The 23,441-nt window shown below is 44.1% G+C and carries 9 protein-coding genes; all 9 read left to right on the top strand.

Features of this window, described 5'->3' with window-relative positions:
• The first annotated feature begins 114 nt into the window (after positions 1–114).
• The 9 genes from ACDJ59_RS02940 to ACDJ59_RS02980 all read left to right on the top strand — a co-directional run bounded on the left by ACDJ59_RS02940 (position 115) and on the right by ACDJ59_RS02980 (position 23,426).
• The gene (locus tag ACDJ59_RS02940; protein ID WP_413407576.1) at positions 115–537 is read left to right on the top strand and encodes a GNAT family N-acetyltransferase; all 423 of its coding nucleotides are present in this window, start codon (positions 115–117) and stop codon (positions 535–537) included.
• Positions 538–812: 275 nt separating this feature from the next.
• Positions 813–1,094 carry an acyl carrier protein gene (locus ACDJ59_RS02945; protein WP_413407577.1) on the top strand — a complete coding sequence of 94 codons (282 nt, stop codon included), beginning with the start codon at positions 813–815 and terminating at the stop codon, positions 1,092–1,094.
• A gap of 92 nt (positions 1,095–1,186) precedes the next feature.
• Complete coding sequence (locus ACDJ59_RS02950) at positions 1,187–2,383, top strand: acyl-CoA dehydrogenase family protein (RefSeq protein ID WP_047843977.1); 1,197 nt, start codon at positions 1,187–1,189, stop codon at positions 2,381–2,383.
• 143 nt (positions 2,384–2,526) lie between these two features.
• The gene (locus ACDJ59_RS02955) at positions 2,527–3,333 is read left to right on the top strand and encodes a phosphotransferase family protein (RefSeq protein ID WP_413407578.1); all 807 of its coding nucleotides are present in this window, start codon (positions 2,527–2,529) and stop codon (positions 3,331–3,333) included.
• A gap of 74 nt (positions 3,334–3,407) precedes the next feature.
• Positions 3,408–4,214 (top strand): helix-turn-helix domain-containing protein, encoded by an 807-nt coding sequence (locus tag ACDJ59_RS02960; RefSeq protein WP_413407579.1) that lies wholly within the window; start codon positions 3,408–3,410, stop codon positions 4,212–4,214.
• 88 nt (positions 4,215–4,302) lie between these two features.
• The gene (locus ACDJ59_RS02965) at positions 4,303–5,010 is read left to right on the top strand and encodes a thioesterase II family protein (RefSeq protein ID WP_307416475.1); all 708 of its coding nucleotides are present in this window, start codon (positions 4,303–4,305) and stop codon (positions 5,008–5,010) included.
• A gap of 23 nt (positions 5,011–5,033) precedes the next feature.
• The gene (locus ACDJ59_RS02970) at positions 5,034–7,598 is read left to right on the top strand and encodes a non-ribosomal peptide synthetase (RefSeq protein WP_413407580.1); all 2,565 of its coding nucleotides are present in this window, start codon (positions 5,034–5,036) and stop codon (positions 7,596–7,598) included.
• A gap of 20 nt (positions 7,599–7,618) precedes the next feature.
• Complete coding sequence (locus ACDJ59_RS02975) at positions 7,619–11,470, top strand: SDR family NAD(P)-dependent oxidoreductase (RefSeq protein WP_413407581.1); 3,852 nt, start codon at positions 7,619–7,621, stop codon at positions 11,468–11,470.
• Positions 11,471–11,483: 13 nt separating this feature from the next.
• Positions 11,484–23,426, top strand: coding sequence for an amino acid adenylation domain-containing protein (locus ACDJ59_RS02980; protein WP_413407582.1), 11,943 nt, complete (start codon positions 11,484–11,486; stop codon positions 23,424–23,426).
• Positions 23,427–23,441: the final 15 nt, after the last annotated feature.

Genomic DNA, 23,441 nt, shown 5'->3' on the forward strand with positions numbered 1-23,441 from the left:
GTTGCTCAAGTGCGCTGCCAAAGGTATGATTTTTAGTGTTCTATAGTGCGATAAGACATTCAAAAATTAACGTGTCTCCACTGGAAAGGAATTCAACAAATGAACCCAATAACAATGCGTCAAGCTGTACAGGCAGACCAAGAGCAACTCGCTGATTTGCGAGCCTTGGTATTATACGATGATCTAACCAGACTGGGAAGGTACGATGATGTGAAGGTGCGTGAACGTTTTCGGAATACATTCAATCCTGCCCAGACACAGATTATTGAAGTGGAGGGTTCAATGGTAGGTTGTGTAGCGTTGAAGCCCAAGTCTGAGGCATATCTATTGGAACATTTCTATATACATCCCGATTATCAAGGCCAGAGAATAGGAACTCAGGTACTGAACATGCTGCTGGAACAGGATGAAGTTCAGGGGAAACGGATTATTTTAAATGTTTTGCAGGGAAGCCCTGCTCGGCGATTGTATGAACGATTTGGATTTATATTGGACAGTGAAGATGAGGTCGATGTATTTATGTCAAAGCACCTTTGAGAGAATGAATCCTTGTCGCAAGATAGGGATATCATCTCGAAGGTGGAAACCTATTAAATATTTGTGAATACATGGCAATAGTGATTGCTTGACTCAGGAAGATTATGATAGTATCGAAGTCAGAGAATATATGGAATATTTACAAAATGTAGGACTTTTCTTGCTCCGATTCCTATACTCTTAGGCAAACGTTCGAACAGATTCTGATCACAGAAATGGTGTCACAAAAATGGATTTTCAAAGATTACATGTCTCACATGGAGGAGGAATCTTTTTTGCAAGAATATCCTGTGGCTTATGATCAGTTTGATGTTCACTTCTATCAGGTCGTGGAAATGTTTTCTGAACAAAAGCTGGATGTAAGTGCGTTAGATGAGGATTTAAGAGTTCTTGGATTAAACTCCATTTCATTTATCAAACTGATCATTGCCTTGGAGAACGAATTCAATATTGAGATGGACGATGAGTATCTTGAATTGGAGAACTTCACAACATTGCAACATCTGAAAGACAGTTTGCGTAAGTGCATCAATTATGAGATTCCCAATGAGTCATAAAGGGAAAATGACGACACAAGCTCATATCAGACAATCACAGCATCGAGTTCCGTTTATTGGACTTATAACCTCAAAATCAGGAGTGATATGTGATGAAAGTTGAACTGAATGCGGAGCAATTGATGTGGCAGGAACAATTCAAGGATTTTGTAGACAGCGAGATTATTCCATATGCTAGTTTAAATGACAGCGAAGAACGAATTCACCCGGAACTCCTTGCGAAAATAACAGAGGCTGGTTATCTGGGCTCCATGTTGCCAAAAGAATATGGCGGGATGGAACTGGACAATATCACTATCGGGATTCTTAACGAAGAGGTTGGACGTGGGTGCTCCTCTGTCAGAAGTTTGTTAACCGTTCAGGGGATGGTGGGTTTAGCGATCTTGCGTTGGGGAACGGAGCAACAAAGACAGTACTGGTTGCCTGCATTAGCTACGGGAACAACTTTGGGTTCATTCGGATTGACAGAACCGAGTGTTGGAAGCGATGCCAAAAGCATTGAAACAACGGCCGTGTTAGACGGAGACGAATACATACTTAACGGTCATAAAAAATGGATTACCATGGGGCAGCTTGCAGACGTATTTTTGATTCTTGCCCAATGTGAGAACAAGCCGACAGCGTTTATCGTGGAGAGAGATTCCATTGGGTTCAGCGTTGAACCTATGAGCGGGTTGCTTGGAGCGAGAGCATCGATGATTGCTGAACTGAAAATGGATTCTTGTCGTATTCCGAAGGAAAACCTCCTGGGTCAAGTTGGTACAGGGTTATCACATGTTGCTTTACCTTGTCTGGATTATGGAAGATACACGATCGCTTGTGGCTGTGTAGGTTTAGCCAAGGCATGTCTGGATGCATCGGTACATTATGCCAATTCCAGAATCCAATTCGGAAGAGCTATACGCGAGAATCAAATGATACAAAAAATGATCACTGAAATGTCAGTGAATATGAAAGCGGCACGGATGCTGTGTTACAGAGCAGGATATTTAAGAGATGTGGGTGATCCAGAGAGCATTATGGAAACTTGGACTGCCAAATATTTTGCTTCAACCATGGTTAATAAAGTTGCCAGTGATGCGGTGCAGATTCATGGTGCCAATGGTTGCCATCGAGACTATCCCGTAGAGAGATATTATCGGGATGCCCGAATCAATGAGATTATCGAAGGCACGACTCAAATGCATGAGATTTTAATCGCAACACAGGAGGTTGTAACACACCGCCGTGAAATGAGACGTTCAAATAAAGCAGAAAAAGTTAAGGATAGCGCGAATCGAAACGTTTAGATTTTGCATTGCAGGACCTAAGGAAGAGCCCTTTTTTTGCATTAGGCAGGATCATTCATTATGCTATGAAAAAAGGGCTTGATCATTAGGTTCTTTGATGTTTTACCATAATTGATTTAGGAAAGATACGGAGTTGATTAGGATTGAAACGGATTGGGCAGGGACAGACAGCGGAAATATTCAGACATGGTGAAACTTCAATTTTGAAACTTTTCAGAGAAGATTTCTCTGCGGAAGCGATTCAGCATGAGTTTGATAATACTCGAATCGTTTTGGAACTTGGAGTTAAATGCCCACAAACAATTGATATGGTGACGATCAATAATCGTAAAGGTATCATATTTGAGTTGGCCAGTGGAAGGACACTTTTGGAAGAGATGATTATTAAACCATGGTCCATTGAGCGCAGAGCAAGGCAGATGGCAGCACTTCATCATCAAATACACCAGCAATCGGGTGAACGGATTCAACAAAAGCATAAGACTGTATTAGAGAAGAATATATCAAACGCAAGCGATCTATCGGACATGGAGAAGCAACAGATTATGGACTATGTACATAGTTTGCCGGAAGGCGGATCTCTATGTCATGGGGATTTCCATCCCAATAATGTGATTACAGGCAAAGAATCCTGGATCATAGACTGGATGACAGGCGCATCGGGCTGTCCAGCAGCAGATGTGGCAAGGACGCTAGTGTTATTAAAATACGGAAATTTGCCAAAAGGCGCTCCATTGATGATGAAAGTTCTGCTGAAGATAATCAAAAGCAGGATGAGTAAAGCGTATATCGAGTATTACTTGTCTCTCTCGGGCATGGACATTCGCGAGATACATCGATGGGTTCTTCCCATTGCTGCAGCCAGACTAACGGAGTGGATACCACCTGAGGAAAAAAAAGATTTATTGGATTACATTCGTAATCAGCTTAAAAAATTCAACACAACTTAGATCAAGATTAGGAATGAATGTATAGCACCTTACTTGTCAAAACCGTCCGAAAAACAATCAGGAGGTTAACGATAATGGATTTCCAACTACGTTCTGTTGTTTCTTATGATATGGTCGTCCGTGAAAAAAAACATCTATTTGACTTGTCTCTCAGAAGACAGATTGCCATATTTGAGGTTATGGATGCATTGGAAATCAGTGTGTTTAGCAAAACGGTGCAGGTTAAGGCAGGGGCTGTGCTGCTGGCAAATAAAATAAGACTGCAAAACTACGATAAACCTGTTCTGAAAATGAGAGGTATTATTTTTGGATCGGATCTGCTTGAACGACTGCCAAGCTGTCACATATTAAGTGAGAATGGTAGTAAACACTATGATCTTGCTGTAAGTCTGTTGAACCGAACGGTAGAGAGTAGAGAGGACATCGAAATAGCTGAAAGAGATTTTCTTGAAGTATACTCCAGTTACTATCAAACGAATCTGACTAATTTGATGCGACCGGAAACGGATCGGGAGGACTCGGTCAAACGGAACTTGGTCATGATATGCAAGTATATCCAAAACAATTATGAGAAGCCAATTACTCTGCAATTTCTGGCGGATATGGTTGGTTATAATCCAGTGTATCTGTGTAATCTGTTTTCTAAGGTTTTCAATGTTTCGCCACTGAAGTACCTACAGCAGATTCGGGTGGATAAGGCACAGGAGTACGTAACCAAGACGGATCTTCCAATCTCTGAAATTACGACGAAGTTAGGGTACAGTTCTAGTACACAATTTAGTGCAATGTACAAGAAAAAAGTAGGCAAAAGTCCGACCGAACATCGCAATCAATTCAGAAGCAACAAGGGAGATTTGCCCCTATCTATTCAATCTACATAATGTATTCAATAACACAGAAAATATTGTATTTTTTTACGTAAAATGATAAATTACGATAAAAATAAGAATACGAGGAATGATAGGGCTAATGAAGAAAATTCAACTTTTTTGTTTGCCTCATGCAGGTGGATCAGCCATGATTTTTCATCGCTGGAAATCATCTTTAAGCCCTTTTATTGACGTAATACCGATCGAATTAAAAGGAAGAGGCGCTCGGGTGGGGGAACCATTCTATGAAAGCTTTGAAGAAGCGATTGAAGATATCTATCCCACGGTTTCCTCACTAATTCATGGGCCTTATGCTATTTTCGGACATAGCATGGGAAGCTGGATGGCGCTCGAACTATATTACCGACTTGCACAGTCAACGAAACAATTGCCTGAACATATGATGCTTTCAGGCAATCGTGCACCACATATTTTCAAGGATGAGAATATTCACGCATTACCAGACGAAGAGTTCAGAGAGACGATTCAGAACATGGGTGGAACGTCGGATGAGGTCTTTACCAATAAAGAGCTCTTTTCGTTATTTGCACCTGTACTTAGAGCCGATTTCAGGATTGTCGAACTCTATCGTTTTCAGCCTAAACCTTTCAAGGTTCAGAGTGATATTACCGTGTTAACTGGCAGAAGCGATACCCGAGTGAAGTCTAGCGATCTGATCGGTTGGAAAAAGTACGCTGGTTCACAATGTGACATTGTCAAATTGGATGGAGGACACTTCTATATCCAGGAAAATATTCAGGAAACAACGAGAATTATAAATGAAAAGCTGCAACCTTACGTAATCTAGTTTACAAGGAGTGTGTTCCAGTTATGAGCATGGATAACTTGGCTCAATTATTTAACTCCCTTGGTTCAGTCACAGACAGAGGTATTACTTTTCTGAATGGCAGCAAAGAAGAAAAGGTTGTATCGTACCAATCCCTTCTGCAATCAGCCAAAATCCGATTAGGAGAACTTCAAGCATTCGGGATGCAGCCGGGTAATGAATTGATCTTCCAACTGAACTCTGAAGAAGAGTTTATTGTCACCTTTTGGGCATGCACGCTTGGAAAAATCATACCGGTTCCGATAACCGTAGGCGGAAATCAGGAGCAAAGAATGAAGCTTTACAATGTGTGGAGAACGTTGAACCATCCGTTTATTGCTGCTGATCAGGATCTCACGGAAAGCTTGGACAAGTTTGCCCGGAAGAATGGACTGGAAGAGGTTGTCCAAGAAATGCATGCCCGAATCTTTATAGTAAAGGACATCTCGAACTTGCGAGAGGAACCTATTGTTGAGGGAATTGAAGCTAGCATCCAGTCGGATGACATAGCCTTTATCCAATTTTCTTCAGGGTCTACAGGACAAACCAAGGGTGTAGTAATTACACACCGCAATGTCATGATAAATATACAAGCTATGAATATAGCAACCCAAATCTCCTCTAATGACCGTTCTTTGAGTTGGTTACCCCTGACCCATGATATGGGTCTGATTGCGTTTCATCTTACAAGTACCTTCCAAGGTCTGCAACAGTTTATTATGCCGACTTCCTTATTCATCCGTCACCCTACATTATGGTTAACCAAAACTTCTGAACACCGTGTCACCCAACTATATGCTCCGAATTTTGCTTATAAATATTTTCTGGATTCATATAATCCACTAACCTTTTCATCAACCGATTTGTCCACGGTACGTTTTATTATGAACGGTGCTGAGCCGATATCTCCGGCACTTTGTTTCAAATTTTTGGAGGCGATGAGTCCGTATGGACTGGCTTCCAATACAATGCTGACGGCGTACGGCTTGGCCGAAGCAACCGTTGGTGTTTCCTTTGGTAACGTCGGTGATTTGACTTGTTATGTACTGGACAGAAGATATTTGGAGACCGGGAAACCATTCATAGAAGTTGAACCGGGCTCAGAACATGCTGTTTCTTTTGTGGAAGTAGGCAAACCGGTTCAATACTGTGATGTACGAATATGTGATGATTATGATAAGCCGGTCGAGGAATTGGTGCTGGGCAGTATTCAAATTAAAGGATTGAGTGTTACGAGCGGTTATTACAACAATGCAGCAGCTACGGAAAAAGCAAGTACAGTCGATGGATGGATTCGTACTGGAGATATTGGATTTATGAATGATGGCGCAATAGTCATTACGGGCAGAACCAAGGACATTATCTTCATCAATGGTCAAAACGTGTATCCGCATGATATTGAACGTGTAACGGAGGAACTGGAGCAATTTGATCTGGGGAAAGTCGCTGTATGTGGTGTCTCCAATCCACTTACAGGATCGGAAAGCGTTGTAATGTTTGTACTGTATAAAAAGGACTTGCCATCTTTTATTCCAAGAGTTGGAGAAGCCAAAGCACATATTCAGCAGCGGATGGGGATTGAACTCAAGTCTGTGCTACCCATTAAGCAAATTCCTAAAACGACGAGTGGAAAATTTCAACGTTACAGGCTTCAGGAGCGGTACGAATCAGGAGAATTTAGTGAAATGGAACAATCCATTCAGAGCATGTTAAGCCATATGCAGGAGATCAAAGAAGTACAACCAGCTCGTGATCATATCGAACAAAAGCTGATTGAGATTGTTGAGTCCGTAGCGGGACTTAGGAATGTCGGAGTAACGGACAACCTGGCTGAAGCTGGATTCGATTCGCTAAAAGTAACGCAGATTCATCAGGCAATCGATGATGCATTTCCAGCCAAAATGGCAATTTCCAGCTTGTATTCACATACCTCTATTGTCTCATGGGCGAATCTGATCAGACAAGACAGAGTGGAACTGGAGCCTGTACGGATGGATCGGAGCTTTTTCCATACGGATCGAGGTTACGAAGCTTTGTCGTATCAATTCACTCTCCCAGCTTCATTGGTACAGGATATGCGACTGATTGCACAATCTGAAGCGATCAGTATTCATGTATTGGCATCAGCTATGTATGCTTACTTGTTACACACGTTGTCAGAACAACCCTTTATTGATATGCACGTATACTATGGTACAGCAAGAATGATCACACCTGTACGATTGAATTTCGATCAATACAAGACAATGAATGAGCTCTTTCAAAATGTTCATCAACAGATCATAACCATGCCTTCGGATCGAGCGTTTCCCGTCGAGCAGATGAGCCAGATCAGAATAAGCAGCACGGAGTGGGCAATTAATCCTTTATATGGTGAACAGCATCTGTTCAAGGCATCGGACGATATACTGAACTATTACGATCTGATTATCCTAGTGTCTGACGAAGGTGATATTCTGCAGTGCAATTGTCGTTTTAATGGACGTAAATTAAAACAGAGCCGTGTGAAACGTCTTATTGCCAATTATGTGAGAGGACTTCAACTATTGGTACAACCGGAATTGAAATGAGATTTCATAGGGGGACGGCCATGCTTGATCAGTTGTTCGACAGAGAGCAATGGGAAGAAGAAGATGACCAGGATACCACTAATGAACTGGATATAACAACGGATAATAGACATGATATAGCTGTTATAGGTATCGGTGCAAAGTTGCCGACCGGAGAGTCGCTGGATGAATTTTGGAAGATGCTTGATTATGGAATTGATTGCATACGTGAATTGCCCAATCGCCGAAAGGGCCAGTTGGATCAATACTTGCTTCACAAGCAAGGTTCATTGGAGCATGTACGTTATTTGAACGGAGCTTATCTGGACGAAATCGATGAATTTGATTATTCCTTCTTCCGTATGAGTGCACAGGAAGCCAAGCTGATGAGTCCGGTCCAACGATTGTTTTTGCAAACGGTATGGCGTGCGGTTGAGGATGCAGGTTATGGTGGTGACCGTTTGGCCGGAAGTTCAACAGGGGTATACGTGGGTGTAATCGGAGATCAAGAAGGTTACAAGTACAAACAGATGGTCGAGGAATTAAGTCCGGACATGTTACCAATCGCCACCGTGGGCAACCTTTCGTCCATCATTCCTGCAAGAATTGCGTATCTACTTAATCTGACGGGGCCGGCTATGGTTGTAGACACAGCATGTTCTTCTTCGCTGGTTGCTCTGGATATGGCAGTACGCGCCTTACGTGAAGGAAGCTGTGATATGGCTATCGCTGGAGGGATCAGGCTGAATATGATTCCACTGGATAAAGAGTATTACAAAATCGGTATTGAATCCAGTGATGGAACAACAAGAACCTTTGATGAAGATGCGGATGGGTCAGGAATGGGTGAGGGTGTAGTAAGTGTTGTACTTAAACCTGTGGAACAGGCATTGCGGGATCATGATCATGTGTATGCAGTCATAAAAGGCACAGCTGTGAATCAGAATGGGTATTCGGCAGGGATCACGACTCCCAATGCGGTAGCTCATGAAAAAGTATTGACTCATGCTTGGCGTGATGCTGGAATTCATCCAGAGAGTCTTTCCTATCTGGAAGCACATGGAACAGGTACGCTCATTGGGGACCCGATTGAACTGGAAGGAATTCAATCGGCTTTTCGCAGATTTACGGACAAAAAACAATTCTGTGCGATAGGATCGGTTAAGTCCAATGTGGGCCATTTGTACGACAGTGCAGGGTTAGCGGGTCTGCTGAAGGCGATTATGGCACTCAGATCCAAACGTATTCCCTCTACACTTCATTTTAATAAGCCAAACCCCAAATTTGAATTTGATAAATCACCAGTCTATGTCAATGTCATTTCAAGAGAGTGGGAAGCGGCCACTCCTCGAAGATGTGGAGTCAGTTCATTTGGGTTAAGCGGCACCAATTGTCATGTCGTACTGGAAGAAGCTCCGAACATATCAGTGGAATTGGGGCGCGATGACCATTATCCCTTTTTGATCTCCAGCGTATCATCCGGAAATCTCTCCCGTCAGGTGCAATCATATGTGAAATGGATCAATGAGAACCCGAAGGCCGATGTGAGGGATGTATGCTGCACAGCAGCTACTGGAAGACAGCATCATGCACACCGAGCGGTGTGGGTGGTCAGTTCGTTGGATCAATTGCGGCAGCATTTAAACGACTTTCTTGCAGAACCCAAGACCGGTAAATATGAACAAGATACATTTAGGAAAAGTAATCAGATATTCACTACGGAAGAACTTATCTCGAAATGGCATATCGAAGGATGCGATAGAGCACCCGTGCTAGAGCAGTTGTGCACACATTACCAAGGCGGGGCTCAGATTAATTGGACAAGAATCTATCCAGATGTGACCTATAACAAGTTGAGCTTGCCCACATATTCATTTGAGGAGAGTAAGTGCTGGATTGATACTAACCCCGATAATTCGGTACAGTCTGAGGAAGAAGCGATGTATTATTCATTGTCATGGAAGCCTTGGAGCGAGATCGGCAAGACTAACTCATCCATCATCCATAATGTTGAACGTGTTTTATTAATACGAAATGATACACAGCTACATGCAACCCAGTTGGTGAACCAAATTCGTGAAGCTGGAGTAGCAGTTATCGAAGTGATATTGGGAACATCTTACCTTCAACAGGATGCACAGACATATGTAATTCGAAATAACGAGAGTGATTATATCAAACTTTTGCAGGAAGTGTCCTTTGGAGGTCCCTATCGGATCGTGCATATAGCATCACTTGACCATTTAGAAAATAAGGAAAACAGGCTGGACAAAGGTCTTATGTCTGTATGGAGACTTACCAAGGCATGCTCACACGTCATTGCAGAGCCGGTTGAGATGATTTTGGTGACAAGCTTTGCTAATGATGTGACGGGTGACGAGAAAGTTCTGTATCCGGAGAATTCGGCGATGCTGGCTTTCGGAAATACGGTACAGCGTGAGATTCAGAATCTCGAATGCTTCTGTATAGATGTTGACCAAGATTGGGATACCTCTCAGTATTTGCGTTACATTTTGGGGCCATTGGAGAAGAAGTCTTTGGCGATTAGAAATGGACAAGCATATCAAGCTGAATTCGCCCCTGCTGATGTGGGCTCCATGCCTGATGCTGAGATGAACTGGAAAGAAGACGGCGTATACATTATTACAGGTGGACTTGGTGGTCTGGGGATGGAGATTGCTGAACGCTTGTTATCATTTGGACGTATGAATCTGGCTTTGATTGCAAGAACGCCACTGCCCAAACGTCACAATTGGGACATCATTCTAAATGCGAAAAACACTTCACCAGATCTAAAAAGTAAGCTTCTTCGGTTGCTTGATATGGAGAAACGGGCCGGACAGATGATGTATCTTGGAGCTGATGTTGCTGATGCAGATCAGTTAAGTCAAGCCATTGAACAATTAAGAATTCGTTTTGGATGTATACGTGGCATCATCCATGCAGCAGGCGTTGGGAGTACACAACAAGCTGACCAGATGACCGAGGAAGAGTTTACAGCAATGCTGGCTCCGAAAGTAAAAGGGACTCCTCTGCTGGATCAGTTAACAGCCGATGATCAGCCAGATTTTCTAGTCATGTTCTCGTCCGTCGCTACGTTATTTGGTTCTACTGGACAGGCTGCTTATGCCGCCGCGAATGCATATCAGGATGCCTATGCCCCAATGCGGAACCGCAAAGGGATGCGTACGATAACGCTGAATTGGACTACCTGGAAAGAGGTAGGCATGGCTTCCAGAGCCGGGTTTGATTTTGACACCTTATTCAAAGCGATGCCCAAAGAGTGGGCATTGGATCGACTGTTCGAAATAATGGGAAAACAGACCGACCGTCTGCTGGTGGGGGAAATGAACTGGAATTCACCTTATTTAAACATTTTGAATAACTACCACTTTCATCTTGATGCCAACATCGGACAAAGGTTACAAAAATTGATGAGAATGCCGGAAAGAGCAAAGCAAATATCAATGAAGAAGGAATCCGCTTCTACTGTTCAGATCCCAACGGAAGAGTATGAACTTGAATTGGAATCTTCCGTGGAGATGGACCGGACTATTGCGAATATAGTTGGACAATATTTAGGCATTAAAGAGATGAGTGTACATGACAGCTTTTTCGAACTCGGTGCAGACTCTATTATGATTAAGCAGATTTTCTTGAAATTGGACAAAACTTACCCTGGAAAACTCATACTGACCGATCTGTTTGAATATCCAAGTATCTCCAGACTAACTACTTATATGAGCACCACAGAAAAGCAGAAGCCTCACCAGTCTCCTCAAAAGGAAACTTTCGAAGAGGAACGGGATACAGATCTTGAGAATCTGTTCGATGAGATCGAACGTGGAGCAATGGATTTGGATGAAGCAATCATCAACCTTCAAAAGATGTAGGGGGACGTGAAGCGTGGAGAAAATTCTGAAGCTCCTGGTAGAGAGTGTCAAGGACCAGAAGATGAACAAAACAACGGCGGCTCAGATCGTGAAAATGCTAAAAGAAGGGGAAAAGAAACCCGTCAAGGATATCGCCATCATCGGTATTTCAGCCAAGTTGCCCAATATGGAAACACTGGATGACTACTGGGATAATATCCAGAGTGGTGTAGATTGCATACGTCCCATTCCCAAGACACGAAAATCGGATATGGACGCTATTCTCTCTTATATGGATATACCTGAGGGAGATATTCAATATTACGAAGCGGCGTACCTGGACAATATTGACCAATTCGACCATGAATTCTTTCGTTTGCCTCCCAAAGAAGCCAGTTTAACGGATGTTAATCAGCGTTTGTTTATGGAGACGGCATGGGATGCCATGGAGGATGCAGGATACGGTAACGATAAATTATCGGGCACCAATACAGGTGTCTATGTAGGCTTTTCCAACAATATCAAAGATATGTATATGCGATATATTACCGAAACGATGCAGACAAGTGCACTGTCCATCGTTGGAAATTTGGCTTCCATATTATCCAATCGAATCTCGTATCTTCTGAATCTGAAGGGGCCCAGTATTGTTGTTGATACAGCGTGTTCCTCTTCACTCGTAGCTGTCGCCATGGCATGTCAGGCCATCCGGAACAAGGAATGTGATATGGCAATTGCGGGCGGTGTGAAACTTCATCTTATGACACGCGAGAATCAGAATGAGAAAATCGGGATGGAATCTCCAGACTACCGGACCAAAACATTTGATGATTCTGCAAATGGGGCGGGAATGGGCGAAGGAGTCACTGCTTTATTGCTGAAACCACTAGACGCCGCAATGCGTGATGGTGATCAGATCTATGCGGTAATTAAAGGTTTGGCCGTCAATCAGGATGGAAGTTCTGGCGGATTGACTGTACCAAACCCGTCCACTCAGGCTGAGTTGATTGTAAAAGCGTGGGAGGACGGTAACATCGATCCCGAAACGATCTCGTACTTCGAACCGCATGGTACGGGGACAGAATTGGGAGATCCCATTGAGATTAAGGGAATCCAGAATGCGTTTAAGAAATATACTTCCAAGAAACAATTTTGTGCGATCGGTTCGGTTAAAACCAATATCGGTCATCTGTACGAAGCAGCTGGAACCGCTGGCTTAATTAAAGCAATTCTGGCGCTGAAAAATAAAAAACTCCCTCCAACTTTGAATTTTGAAAAGCCAAACAGAGCCATTGACTTCAGTGGATCACCCGTTTACGTGAATACTACACTGCGAGAGTGGACCACGGATGGAACAACTCCAAGACGTTGTGGTATCAGCTCTTTTGGCATTGGGGGAACCAACTGTCATCTCGTGCTTGAGGAAGCTCCTGATCGGGCAACTGCCGAGCATAAAGCGAACACTTCTGTAACAGGTCCATCCATTCTGACGTTGTCCGCCAAGTCTGAGGAATCGCTACGTCAGATGATCAGTAAGTATATCTATTTTCTTGAAAAAAATGAACTGCCAACACTACAAGATATATGTTATACCGCCAACACGGGAAGAGGGAAGTTTCCATATCGGGTAGCAATCATAATGAACAGCAACATCGATTTGCATCAGAAACTTACTCAGTTGGAGCGCTCAAAACAGCTATTTGGTACTTCACATGGTTTGCACATCTATACCGGTTTTCACAAGCTGGTTCAAGATGAGGAGGCAGCGGATCAGGAATTCAGAATGTCGCTCTCATCCAGGCATGAGCTGAGCGTATCGCTGGGACAAGCTCTTGGAGAATTCATGAACAGTGGGCAGCAAGACATCAATGCGTTACATCAGGCTGCTTCATTCTATGTCTCTGGGGGCGATGCTGACTGGGAAGCGCTTTATGCGAATCAGAATGTACTCAAGGTCAGTTTGCCATCTTACGCATTCCAGACGCACAGATGTTGGATCGACATTCCAAAAAGGAACAGAAGATCGGAAAAGGTACAGGCAGAGGGCATGTTTTATCAAGCTATATGGCAACGATACACGCCCGTATCTCGAGATTCTGTCGACTCAAAAATGAAAGGCACCGTACTTCTCTTCCGCGGAAACGATCAAGTCAGTGTTGCCTTGACGGTCCAATTGGAGCGTGAGCCCGAAGCACGAGTCATTCAGGTATCGTGGGGGGATCGTTACGAGAAGTATGATGATTCGCACTATGTGATTCGTGGTGATGAAAGTGATTACATTCAGTTATTGAATGATATGAAGGATCAGGGGCTAACCCGTATTATTCACGGGTTTACTCTGGCAGAGAATGATTCAGATGATTATTTACAAAGCGAGGAACAATTAAAGTTAAGCCAGGACCGTGGAATTCAGAGTGCATTCTACTTGACCCGTGCGATTCTACATCATCATATGACAGAGGGACTTCAGCTTCAATTCATATCCTCTCTAGCGAATGCAGTTACGGGTTATGAAAGTCAGGTACGACCGGAAAATGCAACGCTTAACGGATTCGCAAAAGTCATTGAACAGGAGTATCCGGAAATATCCTGCCGATTCATTGATGTGGATTCAGATACCGATGCGGATACGATCTATGCAGAATTGAATAGCTCCTATGACCGTTTCCAAGTGGCGTATCGCCATAATCAGTCATACGTTGAAGAATTGGATATTGCCAACATTCTGGAAGCCAGTCATGAGGAAGTGACTATTCGTGAGAACGGTTTATATCTTATTGCTGGTGGAACAGGCGGAATTGGCTTGCAATTCGCGAAGCATCTGGCTGATGAACGCTGCATTCGTCTGGCACTAATCAGTCGTACGGCGATGCCTGATCGCACTGTGTGGGACAAGCTTATTCAAGAAGAAGATCCAAAGATAATATCCATGGAAATGATTGAACGAATGAAAACCATTATGGAGCTTGAAGCCGGAGGATCAAGTGTTGAATTAATCAGTGCAGACATCTCCGATCTGGAGCAGATGACTCAGGTTGTGCAGAGGTTGAGAACAAAATATGGGCAAATCTATGGGGTAATTAATAGCGCTGGTGTTGCCAATGATGGCTTGATTATCCGTAAGGAAGAGACTGCATTCCAAGAGGTTCTGAGACCGAAGGTTCAGGGAACCTGGGTTCTGAATCAAGTAACAGCGCAGGAACCACTCGATTTCTTCGTTATGTTTTCTTCTGGCATATCCATGTTAGGAGAACCGGGGCAGAGCGATTATGTTGCTGCAAACTGTTTTCTGGATAGCTTTGCGTCTTACCGTGCAAAAGGGTCGGGCCGAACGCTAACCATTAACTGGCCTGCCTGGAAGGAAACCGGGATGGCTGCCAGATTTGGTTTGAATGTGGATACAGCATTCAAGACGTTAGCAACTCATCAAGCGATCAGTGCTTTTGACATGGTATTGAGCCGTCGTATACGCCGAGTGTTGATCGGTGAGCCCAATTATGCGAGTGAACTCCTACCATTGTTAGAGTCGTCAAGTGTTATCCAATTTTCGGAAGCCATGACAGCTCGAATTCAACAGGAACGTAATCATTTGAATTATCATAACAACCATCTGACGAGAATTGAATATGAGCAGAAGGTTGAACTGCACGGACGAGATAACGGTATATATACAACTACGGAGAAGGAGCTTGCCCAACTGGTGGGACATGTTCTCGGGTTTACCGGGTTAGATGTATACGACAACTTGTTTGAACTCGGCGTTGATTCAATATCAATGATGCGCATTATTACTGAAATACGGGTACGCTACCATGTTCACCTAAACTACCACACGTTCTTTGAAGGTATGAATCTGGCGAAGCTTGCAATTCATCTGATTGGTGCACTCAAGGAAACTGGAGCGATATCCGAGTATCCCCAGCAAGAGCCGGAACCGGCGACCCTGTATGAGGACTTCCCTTTGACAGAAGTACAGATGGCTTATCTGTTAGGTCGAGACGAGCGGTTTGAGATGGGGGGAACATCCACTCACTATTATCTGGAATTGGAAACCAAATTGAACATGGCGCATTTCCAGACTGCATTGCAAAAAGTGATTCAGCGCCATCCAATGCTGCGAGCGGTCATATTGCCGGAGGGCATACAACGAATATTGCCACAGGTACCAGAATATCAACTGGAAATCGTTGATGTGTGCCATCTGAATGAGCAGGAAAAGTGGAAACACATTGAGGTGGAACGGGATCGGATGTCCCATCATGTGTTTGAGCCGAGCCAATGGCCGCTGTTTGAATTCAAAGCTTTTAAAATAGATGATACACGGCATTACCTGTTATTCGGTTATGATCTGCTGATCTGTGATAGTGCGAGTATCCAGATCCTTGGAGAGGACCTGGTGCATTATTGCCGTGAGCCGGAAAAGGAACTTCCTGCACTCAAGTTTTCGTTCAAGGATTATATGATGGCATACGGAGAACTGAAAAAGGGTGAGATGTACGCACGTGACAAGAAGTACTGGATGGATCAGTTGGACACATTCCCTTCCGCTCCAGCACTTCCGCTGAAGCAGGAGCCCAGACATATCAAGAAACCGCAATTTTCACGGCTAAGCTGGATATTGGAACAAGATCCGTGGGAGCAATTAAAGCATAAGGCGCAGCAAAAAAATGTAACACCTTCCGCGCTTCTATGTACTGCCTTTGCTCGAGTTTTGGCCCGTTGGAGCAATCAGGATCGACTTGCCATCAATCTGGCGGCGTTCAACCGCTTTCCATTTCATGAAGAAACCAATCAAATTATCGGTGATTTTACATCCATCATGTTGCTCGAAATTAACGAACAAAAAAACAAGCCTTTTTGGGAACAAGCAAGAGACGTGCAGAGTGGCATGCTCAATATGTTGGAACATCGACATTATGACGGCGTGGAGTTCATTCGAGAACTGGCCCGTCATCGAGAAGCGGGTACTTCCGCCATTATGCCGATTGTATATACCAGCACATTATTTGTGGATGCCATCGGAAGCTGGCAGCATATCGGAGATCTGAAAATGGGTATCAGTCAGACCTCCCAAGTCTACCTTGATAATCAGGTAATGGAGACTGACGGGAGACTGACCATTAACTGGGACTATATTCAGGATCTTTTTCATTACGATACACTTTCCGCCATGTTCGATGATTATACAGCGATGATTACTCATCTGTGTGAGCAAGAGAATATCGAGTTTTTACCAGGTTTGCCTGAACAGGATAATGCCATCTGGAATGCATTTAATGCAACAGCACAATCATTTCCTATATCTACACTGCATGGGTCTTTTATGGAGCAGGCGACCAAGACTCCTTATCAGACAGCATTGATTTACGGTAATCAGCAATTGACTTATCAACAGCTGGATGAACGTTCCAATCAGCTCGCTCATTACTTGACGCAACAAGGAATAACACGGGGAGACCGGGTGGGTTTGCTAGCCAAACGTGGTATGGAGACAATTGTGAATACCATCGGTATTCTCAAAGCAGGAGCGGTATACGTGCCTGTTGATCCCGATTATCCTGAAGATCGTCAGCAATACATTTTACAAAATAGTAACTGCAAAATGCTGTTATTACCCGAACTTTATACGTTTGAGGGACTGGCTGAATTGCCGGTGGAGCCACTGGAAAATAACGCAGCACCTGACGATCTTGCCTACATTATTTATACGTCTGGCAGCACGGGAACTCCAAAAGGGGTAGCTACTGCCCATGGCCCGGCAATGAATACCATTCGGGATATCAATATGAAGTTTGAAGTGACGGATCAAGATCGGATGCTTGGTATCTCTTCAATGTGCTTTGATCTGTCAGTCTATGATATTTTCGGTGCACTTGCGACGGGTGCAGCACTTGTGATCATTGCTGATCAGCGTGATATTCATGACATGTACGACGCGATAAAACAGCATAAAGTAACCATCTGGAATTCAGTTCCAGCCATTATGCAACTGATGGCAGATTACGTAACCGATCAAACCAATGAACAATTAAGGCTCATCCTGCTCAGTGGGGACTGGATACCAAAGAAATTGCCAGAGCAAGTACATGGGCGTTTTCCTTCGGCACAGGTTATCAGCTTGGGAGGTGCGACAGAGGCATCCATTTGGTCTATCTATTATCCCATTGATACTGTCAAGTCTGATTGGAAGAGCATCCCGTATGGAAGACCACTTGCGAATCAGACATTCTATACGCTTGACTACACGGGTTGCCTGAGTCCAGTCGATGTCATTGGTGAGCTCTGTATCGGTGGAGCAGGATTGGCTCAAGGATACTTTAATGATCCGGTGAGGACCGACAATGCATTTTTTAATCATCCGGAATTGGGACGTTTATACCGTACAGGTGATTTTGGAGTCTTGCGAAGAGAAGGGTACATTGAATTCCTTGGCAGACGGGATTCCCAAGTGAAAATCAGGGGGTATCGGGTTGAACTTGGAGAAATTGAAAGCCGATTATCTACAGTTCCTAGCGTGAAGCAGGCTGTCGTTATAGATAAAGTGGACATGCAAGGAACAAAGGTACTGGTAGCCTATTACTCAGCGGAGCGCAGCTATGACGAATTGGAGATGAAGCGTCTTTTGGCAAAAGCACTTCCGGATTACATGGTTCCTCAGCATTTAATCCAGTTGCCTGAATTTCCACTTACACCCAATGGAAAGATTGATCGGAAAGCGTTACCGGAACCAACCTTTGGACAACAGTCCAGTGCACTTGCAGGAACAGAGAGCCCAACGGAGCAAAAGCTGATTGAACTCTGTGAATCGGTATTCGGTATGAATGGAATAGGAACTCACGACAGCTTTTTCCAGATGGGGATCAATTCAATTCTAATGGTGCAGCTGGTGAATCGGATTGGGCAGGAATTCAATCAACGTCTCAGCTTCAAGGAATTTATGGCCCTGAGAGATATTTATGAACTGGCGGCTTTGCTTGAGAGCTCTGTGGAAAATGAAGAGTCAGTGGGAACAATTCATTATCCGCAGCATGATCCATGTCCTGATCCTGAAGGCCGACCATTCCCGCTGACCGAGGTACAGATGGCTTATGTCGCAGGAAGAAGTCAGGCTTTTGAAATGGGGGGCACTTCGACACACGGGTACCTTGAATTCGAGACTCAACTGGAGATGACGCGCTTTAATGAAGCACTAATTAAGTTGATTGAACATCATCCTATGCTGCGGGCAATTATCCTGCCTACCGGAGAGCAACGAATCCTGCCACATGTACCGGTATACCGGATGGATATTGAAGATATCAGTGGTTTGAGTCCTGACGAGATGGAACGGGTGATCATAGCCGAAAGAGAACGTATGTCTCATCATATTTTTGAATTGGAGCAATGGCCATTATTTGAAATACGTGCGAAAAAAATATCTAAGGATACACATTTGCTATTGTTTGGATATGATCTCCTCATTGCTGATGGGGCAAGCATACAGATCTTCAATAATGATCTACTGAAATTCTATCATCATCCCGAGATTAATCCGGAGCCTAATCCATTTACATTCCGCGATTATATTCTTGCTTACAATGAATTCCGTAAATCGAATACGTACCTGGCTGACAAACAATACTGGCTTGCCCGAGTAGAGGAGTTCCCAGCAGCACCTGCACTCCCATTGAAAACAGATCCTGCACAGATCAGCGAACCAAAATTCAAGCGACTTAATGAAGTGTTTGAACCACAGCGTTGGGAGATATTGAAAAAGGTTGCTAATGGACACGGGCTAACACCTTCAGCGCTTCTCTGTGCAGCCTATGCCCAGATCTTATCGTACTGGAGCAATCAACAGAAGATTGCACTGAACCTGACAGTCTTCAATCGTTATCCATTCCACCCAAGCATACAGGATATCATTGGGGACTTTACTTCCATGATTTTAATTGATGTGGATATGGCTTCGGGGAATGATTTTATGGGTCATGTGCGTCATGTTCAGGACAGTATACTGGAGGCGCTGGAGCACAGGCATTATGAAGGCATCGAATTCATACGTGATCTCTCCAAGCATCATCAAATGGGGAACAAGACCGTAATGCCAATTGTCTTCACAAGTATGATCTTTAATGAACGTGAGACATCTGAAGCAACTCAGGGACTGATTGGAAAGGTTCGAACTGGGGTCAGCCAAACATCGCAGGTATATCTGGATCATCAGGCTTCGGATGCGGGAGGGCAGCTAACGCTAACCTGGGATTACGTGGATGACTTGTTTGACCAACAGGTGGTCGAAACGATGTTTGCGCAATATATTGCACTGCTGGATGGCCTAATTGTAGGAGAAACGATTACGGGGCCTGACATTCCTTCAGTCGATCGCAGCATTTTGGAAAGGTATAACCAATCAGAAGAAAATATCATGCCAACAACATTGCAACATTTGTTTGACCGCATGGCTAAACATTATCCAGATCAGGACGCATTGTTGTTTGAGGATGAGCGGATGACGTATTCGGAGCTGGACCGAAGATCTGGTCAACTGGCAGGATATTTATTTGAACAGGAGATTGGGCGAGGGGATCGAGTTGGCGTTGTAGCAAGGCGCCGTATGGAGACCATTGTAAATGTAATGGCTATACTTCGCACTGGTGCGGCATATGTACCACTTGATCCGGATTATCCTGAAGATCGGCAAGCTTACATGCTTAAGAATAGTGATTGTCAAATTGTATTGGACGTGGATGCCTATGATCAGGTCTCGGCTTCAGGTTATCCTCTACTCGAAGGTGAGCTATCTGGAACACCTGATGATATTGCATATGTAATCTATACCTCGGGAAGTACGGGTAGACCGAAGGGTGTTGCCATTACTCATGGGGCTGTAACGAATACAATTCTGGATATGAACAGAAAGTTCGGTGTTCATGAGAAGGATCGCATGCTTGGCGTATCTTCCATGTGTTTCGATTTATCCGTATATGACGTGTTCGGTGCACTTTCCTCGGGTGCAGCTCTCGTAATTGTATCCGACCAAAGAGATATCCGAATGATGAAAGAGGCCGTTGATCGCCATCAGGTTACAATCTGGAATTCGGTTCCAGCGATTATGGATATGTTCATGGATCGACTGGAATCCGATGCTGGACGAAGCTACCGTTGGGCAAGTGATGAAGAGATTCAGGCGTCAACCCAACTGGCTGTGGAGAAAGAGTCAGTAGAATCGGTGTACCATTGGTCATTCTCCACGCTGTGGCGAATGGATGGAAAGCATATCTACGTGGATGAGTTCAAATGCCCTGCATATGCAACAGGTATGTTCCCTGAACTGTATTTCCTGGCACAAAAGGGGATCCGGCAATCCGAGATTGCTTCTTTCTTCCCGAATGTACCTGTTAGTGAAGTGAATTCGCTCATGGAACTGCTCATTCGCAAACGTGCTTTGGTCAGCGGACTTATGGAGCCAGCGGAAATTTTCAAGAAGCAGACGCAGTTATTCCGCAATCCGTATGATGAAAAGGTGGCATACGATGCACAGGCATACGAGGCATTCAAAAAAATACAGTTGCATCGTAATTTCGGTGAGAACACCACACTTGAGGTCTCACTGGAGCGTGGTGTTGAATATCCTGATTTCATCTCCAAGCGACGTTCTCATCGTTCCTTTAAGGAGGATCAGCCTGTCACCATGAAACAGTTCTCCGATCTGATGGGAGTACTGGGTCAATATGATCAAGGACAGGAAATTCGTTATTACTATCCTTCTGCGGGAGGACTATACCCGATAGATGTGTTTGTGTATGTGAAGGAAGGAAGAGTTGCGGGAATGGAGGCGGGCCTGTACTACTTTAGTCCAGTGGATTACACGGTACGCCTTGTTCATGGGAATCAGTCATTCACTGATGAAATGCACTATTACACAAACAGGTCCATTTATCAGTCTTCAGCGTTTACTGTTTTCTTCATTTACAACGCGGAAGCAACCATGCCGAAATATGGCGCGCAAGGTTATTTATACTCCCTTATTGATACCGGAATTATGGTATCCACACTAAACAGTGTTGGAGAGATGTTGGGCATTGGAATGTGTTCCATCGGAGATATGCCTTTTGAGAAAGTGAAACCGTTATTCAATTTAAATGAAAATCAGATCTGGCTTCACACGGTGGAAGCAGGATTGAAGCCAGACGATGAAATGGCTTCTCCAGAAGAATGGAGCAGCAGAAATTATATCAGACAAAGTCCAAGCGTATCGGTATCCTATGGCGAAAACCCAATGGCTGCTGACCCATCCCTATTATCGGAACGTTCCGTAGCAGTCCTGGGTGCACAGACCGCTCCGCTGGCTAATTTAAATATCCAAAGTTCTGATATAGAAAGAGCAGTAAACATCACCAACGAGGGTAACCATCAAAGCAGTCTTCGTCTTATACTGCTCAGCGGTGACTGGATACCTCTATCGTTACCGGGCAAAGTCAGAAATCTGTGTCCTGATGCAAGCATTGTGAGTCTCGGTGGTGCAACAGAGGCTAGTATTTGGTCCATTTATTACCCTATTAATTCAATATCTGATGCGTGGAACAGTATCCCTTACGGGTATCCGTTGGCGAATCAAACATTCCATGTGCTCGATTATAAACTGCGTCCATGTCCGGTTGATGTTCCAGGTGAGATGTTTATCGGCGGAGTAGGTCTTGCAAATCAATATGTGAATGACTTGGATAAAACGGAGAAAGCATTCATTCAGCATCCGCTCCTTGGTCGATTGTATAGAACGGGAGACCATGGCGTCATGCGTAAAGAGGGATACATTGAATTTTTGGGCAGAAAGGACAACCAGATCAAAATCAGGGGGCATCGCGTGGAACTTGGTGAAATTGAAGCCATATTCATTCAGCACCACGCCTTGAAGCGTGTGTATGTAATGGACAGGCAGAACGAGCAAAAGAAAAAATATCTGTGTGCCTATTATGTCTCTGATCAAGAAGTTTCCATTGCTGAATTGCGAGAGTTTCTGATATCCAGATTGCCGGAGTACATGGTGCCTTCATTCTTTATCCGGTTGGAAGCCATCCCTCTAACAGCAAATGGAAAAATCAATCGTAATGCATTACCTGAACCAACAGCTCTACACACAGCTCAGGTTCAATACAAGGCTCCCGCCAATGATATTGAGAAACTATTGGTACAGATATGGAGCGAAGTACTTGGCAATGCTCACATTGGTGTGAATCAGCATTTCTTTGAGATCGGCGGCGATTCTGTTCTGATGATCAAAGCACATGCCAGACTTGATGACCAATATCCGGGAATTGTGAAAATAACCGACATGTTTAATTTGCCAACTATTTCGGATATTACCGCATTTATCGAGAATCAGTTGGACGAGATGGATGTAATCCATGTATCACGCTCCCGCATTCCCTTGTCCATGGATTATTTCGTGGAAGGAGATTCAACATCAAACGAAACAGAAGAGTTGCAGTTTGCCTTATCAGCAGAACTCTATGATCGTGTGGTGAATGCTACCAGCAGGTGGGACGTAGAGGTGGATGATATTTTATTTGCCGGCTTTGCGTACCTTCTCGCACAGACATCCAACAGTGATCGGATAAGTATACATGCAGCTATTGGGCAGTCCGACTATATTCAAGTATTTGATCTGGACTTCGGCTCGTTGGAACAATTTAATGAATTATTCCAGCTTATCCATCAATCCAAGGGTCAAGATGGCAGAGAGAACTTCCACACCAAGTATGTTAGTACCCTCTTGCAGGAGCCCGGTACAGGAACATTACCTTTGTTCTATAACGCTGGTGCAGTTGCTTCGGGAGTACCGATGTCTGAACTGTACGACTTAACGTTACAAGTGGTTCATCAGGAGGACAGCCTGCACTTTGTATGTGGATTCCGTTCAATGAAATGGCGGAAGAGCAAGGTCGAGTCACTCTTGCAACTCTACTTTAAACTACTGAACCTGATACTCGAATGATCTCAAGCCGACTGT

It is taken from the genome of Paenibacillus amylolyticus, assembly GCF_047302515.1.
Lineage (GTDB): Bacteria > Bacillota > Bacilli > Paenibacillales > Paenibacillaceae > Paenibacillus > Paenibacillus amylolyticus_G.